Annotated in this window: 4 protein-coding genes and 2 pseudogenes; 2 read left to right on the plus strand and 4 right to left on the minus strand. The window is 54.0% G+C overall.

The features are described 5' to 3' along the window. From GEI7105_RS29905 to murG, 3 genes and pseudogenes are all read right to left on the minus strand, one after another. Positions 1-721: pseudogene (locus GEI7105_RS29905) on the minus strand (RNA-guided endonuclease InsQ/TnpB family protein); the annotation flags it as partial. Between the two features lie 157 nt (positions 722-878). Next, entirely contained in the window at positions 879-1,442 is a 564-nt protein-coding gene (locus GEI7105_RS0110030) for a shikimate kinase (protein WP_017660338.1), read from the minus strand. A 173-nt stretch (positions 1,443-1,615) separates the two neighbouring features. Further along, the gene (gene murG / locus GEI7105_RS0110035) at positions 1,616-2,686 is read right to left on the minus strand and encodes an undecaprenyldiphospho-muramoylpentapeptide beta-N-acetylglucosaminyltransferase (protein WP_017660339.1); all 1,071 of its coding nucleotides are present in this window, start codon (positions 2,684-2,686) and stop codon (positions 1,616-1,618) included. A 244-nt stretch (positions 2,687-2,930) separates the two neighbouring features. On the opposite strand from murG, the gene GEI7105_RS0110040 reads away from it, so the two are divergent. Then, a complete protein-coding gene (locus GEI7105_RS0110040) occupies positions 2,931-3,722 on the plus strand; it encodes a nuclear transport factor 2 family protein (protein ID WP_017660340.1) in 792 nt (263 codons plus the stop codon). Positions 3,723-3,817: 95 nt separating this feature from the next. Continuing rightward, a complete protein-coding gene (locus GEI7105_RS0110045; protein WP_017660341.1) occupies positions 3,818-4,132 on the plus strand; it encodes a DUF3067 family protein in 315 nt (104 codons plus the stop codon). Positions 4,133-4,226: 94 nt separating this feature from the next. On the opposite strand, the pseudogene GEI7105_RS37055 reads toward GEI7105_RS0110045, so the two are convergent. After that, positions 4,227-4,372, minus strand: a pseudogene (locus GEI7105_RS37055) (IS701 family transposase); the annotation flags it as partial.

Below are 4,372 nucleotides of genomic sequence, written 5' to 3' on the forward strand. Positions count from 1 at the left end.
CGAGGTCGCTCGACCTGTTCTCCATCAGACGTTGAAGAAAGTACTCCAGTCCAACGTCAATCCCTACCGGATGTCCGTGAGGGGCTACAGCAGGAAGATCGACGTCAGCCTGAAGGCTAAGCACGACAAAGTACCCGGATGCCTTGCGGACAATCCGGGCTTGTTTTACCTGGAATATCTCTGGTATTTCGCGTGACCACCGAACCCGAACCCATCCCAACTGAGGCAACTTAATCCCTTTGTCAGACACACAGTTTTTGAGTCCTCGACTCCGCTCGGACTCAACGCTGAGCGAAGTCGAAGCGAGCGGAGCCGAAGCGTTGAGCATCTGGGGGAAGACAAAGCTTCGCATCCGGTTGGTTTTTTTGAACCGTGGAAGACCCGAACGCTTTAACCGCCACGACTCCCAGGAGGCTTCCAATTTTCGGATGACTTGTTGAAGCACTTGGGCATTAACAGTCTTTAATCGGGGATATTCAGATTTTGCCGCAGTCAGGGACTTGCACTGCCGCGCATAGCTGGGAAATGGTGCATCCCCTGGCAAGATGTATTCCTGCACGATGGAACACGCATTCACGGGCGACTTTCGGGAATTTAGCCAATCCTTACGTTCCCGCAGAGCAAAATTCCAGACATTGCGGCACACATCCAAAATGTGTTCGATGTCTGAAACCTGCTCCGCCGTTGGCTCTAGCTTGAATTCCCACGTCATGTTTAGCATGAAACTATCTTAGCTTAGAAAATAAATATTTGTTTCCTAGGCTTAAGCGAACTACTCCCTCCCGTCGCTTCACCACCCCCCAAGCCCTCGGCTATGGGCGGAGCACTGCGACGGATCTTGGTAGTCGTCGAGCGATCGCCCCCAAGGGACGACTTGTTTAAGCGCTAAACTCATGGGGAGGTCGAACGGATGGTTTTAAAACAGAAGGAATCGCGGCGATGAGGCGATCGACGATGCGATCGGGGGATTCGTCGCCACTGACAGATAGATGAAGATCGGCTTGTTCGTACTTCGATCGCCGTTCGTCTAAAAGCTGTTTCAGCGTCGCCAGGGGATCGGCTTCTTTGAGAAGGGGACGGCTACGGTCGTCTCGGAGGCGATCGAACAGTGTTTCGGGCCGAACGTCCAACCACACCACGAGTCCGTATTTTAAGTAACTCCAGTTGTTCTGTTGAGTGACGATACCGCCGCCCGTCGAGACGACCGAACGTTGATACGCCGCCACGCCAGCTAAAACCTGGTGTTCGATGTCTCGAAACGCCGGTTCGCCCTCGTTGGCGAAAATCTCGTCGATCGTGGTTCCCGTCACTTGTTCGATGATGGCGTCTGTATCGAGGAACCGATACCCGAGTTGGTGGGCGAGGTGTTTTCCAACTGTGGTTTTTCCCGCTCCCATCATCCCGACGAGATAGATGTTAAGCCCTTGGAGAATGTCGTTCACGCGCTTGTTTCGATCGAGTCTTCAGTCGTTCGTGTTGTACCAGTTTATCGGTAATCAGGGGCTTGCAATCAGCGATCGAGTGCGAGCGGTGCAGAACGCTCGGACTGGCTACGAGGGGTTGACAAAAGAATGGATTTGTGTATCTCCAAAAAAGATCGAGACATTGGAAAAATTTAGGTTTCCAACACATCTCGAATCAATTGCGCCAACCGCTGTGCGCTATCGGGAACGGCCAATCCTGCCATCGCTTTCGTCATGCGATCGAGCTTTTCGGGGGAGTTTAACAGTTCCAAAACTTCAGTTTGCAGCACTTCCGGCGAAATTTCCGCCTGACGGAACATCAACGCCGCCCCAGCTTCGACAAACCCTCGACCGTTGTAAAATTGATGGTCTTCGGCAGCATAGGGAAACGGAATTAAAATCGACGGGGTGTGCGTCATCGCCAGCTCCGTGAGCGTTCCCGAACCCGCGCGACTGACGGCGAGATTTGCCCGTTGCAACAAGCCCGCGACGTTGTCGTAAAAGGGCATGGCAATATATTGAGGGTGTTTCAAACTATCCACATCGGGATCGTACGTTCCAGTGAGATGCACGACCCACGCCCCTACCTCGAACCACGAAGGCGCACACTCGCGGACTAACTGGTTCACGGCTACCGCCCCTTGACTTCCTCCCATGACGACGATTAAGGGAACGTCATCGGGAATTGGAAGATCGAACGACGTGTCTTTTAAAAAATCGGGGCGAACCGGCGTTCCGACACACACTGTTTTAACCTGGGGAAGCGATCGCGCCGCATCTAAAAAGCCGATCGCCACCACGTCACACCAGCGAGAAAACCATTTCGTTACTTTTCCTGGGATCGCGTTCGACTCGTGGAGAACGACGGGAATCTCGAGCGATCGCGCGGCTAAAATGGCAGGAGCAGCAATGTAGCCCCCAGTCGTAAATACGCCGTCGAACTTCCCCCGTTTCAAAATCTTGCGACAGGCGAACACCGCGTTGACAAAGCGGACTAACACCTTCACCGTTCCCAAACCCAAGCGGGTTTGAAAGCCTTCGACGGGAATTAAATGTAGCGGATAGCGATCGCCGACGAGTTGGGTTTCCATGCGGTGGGGAACGCCCAACCATTCGATGTGATAGTCGCTGAGGCTCTCTGCGGTGGCGAGGGCAGGAAAAACGTGACCTCCCGTTCCACTGGCGGCGACGAGCAGGCGTTTAGAAGAGGCTTCGGGTTCCACGGCGATCGAAACGAACGATGTCGATAGTTCTACGCTATCACGGCGTAAGCCGTTTGGAGGGGGAGAGGGGGAGACAAGGAAGACAAGGAAGAAACTGTTAACTGTCCGCTGTCTTCACTGGTGACGGGTGACGGGTGACTGTTCACTGTAAAAAGCCTCCCCATCAACTCACCCCCATTTTCGGACGGGGTTGGGGAGTTTGGCTTAGAGTAGTAGGTACTATTGGCTCACGACGAAAAACCCTATGAACGCCAACTCCGCTTTTCTGTCTTCTGCAAACCGTTGTGTTGTCGCCCTCTGCGGTGCGATCGCCTCGAGTCTCGTCGGTCTTCCGGCTTGGGCAAATCCTCCCGAAACCGCTCCCCCGGAACTGATGCAACTCCTCGAGGATATCGATGCGGCAGCTAGTGCGGGCGATGTAGATGCGGTGATGGAGTTTTACAGTCGCGACTTCGTTCACGACGACGGGTTGACGCGATCGAGCCTGCGATCGGCTCTGGTTCAATTGTGGGAACGCTTCCCCAGTTTGACTTACGAAACGGAATTGCTCTCGTGGGAAGCCACGAACACCGGCTACGAAGCGCAAACTCGCACGGCGATCGCAGGAACCGAACCCGCACCGCATCGCGAGTACGATCTCAACGCGACGCTACAATCCCGCCAACGCTACGAAAACGGACAGATCGTCTTTCAGGAAGTATTGGCCGAACGCGCGACGCTGACGTCGGGAGACGCCCCGCCAACGGTAACGGTCAATCTTCCCGAGGCGGTGATGCCCGACAGTCGCTACCACTTTGACGCGATCGTAGAAGAACCCCTCGACAACGACTTTTTACTCGGTTCGGCCATCGAACAGGCGGTTTCTGTGGACAACTATCTCGACGACACGGAGTTGGAACTCGAACTGCTGATGGCAGGGGGATTGTTTAAAGTCGGAGAAGCGGCATCTCGTGAAGGGGATTATTGGCTCTCCGGGGCGATCGTGCGTCGGGGTGGAATTACGATCGTCACCCAACGGATGAAGGTGAAAAAGTAACGTCAACCCCGACGAGGCGTCTCGGCCTGGCAACCTCGGACACTTCTTCGTAGAATACAAACAACCATCGAGAGAACGCTCAACGGAGTGCGATCGTGACCGGACGAGAGTTACATCAACTCATTCTCGACAAGTGGGGATGCTCCTACGATTTGCAACTGCGTCGCACGCAGGGAAAAATTTTCGTTCAAGTCATGTGGAAATATCTCGAACAGGCGTCGTTTCCCCTCTCGGCGGAGGAGTACGCCGATCGCCTCGAGAGTATCGCACAATACGTCAACGGATTGGGCGGTACGGAGACGGTACGGACGTATATCACCCAAACCCGCGAACGTCCTCGTTTGGGTAAAGCGGTGAGCATTCCCATCGAACTCGGTGCGCGGGCGTCAGAGTGGACGCTCGAGAATTAATAATCGATCGCGGTGATACCCACGGGAACTCGTCCCGTCCGAAATGTCGTCGAGGCAATGTGAAGTTTTTTTGCTAACGGTACTTAAACAAATTTCAAGCCCAAACCAAGCCAAAACGCGCTTTGTGAGCGGCAAACAGGTCTCGATTCTCGTTCAGCCATGCCACAAAACGAAAAGACATGGCTGTCCGAAAAGCCTCTAAAGCATCTACAAAAGTTTCCAAAGGTTGGTTCGCCCACT

The organism is Baaleninema simplex PCC 7105 (assembly GCF_000332355.1).
GTDB lineage: Bacteria > Cyanobacteriota > Cyanobacteriia > Cyanobacteriales > Geitlerinemataceae > Baaleninema > Baaleninema simplex.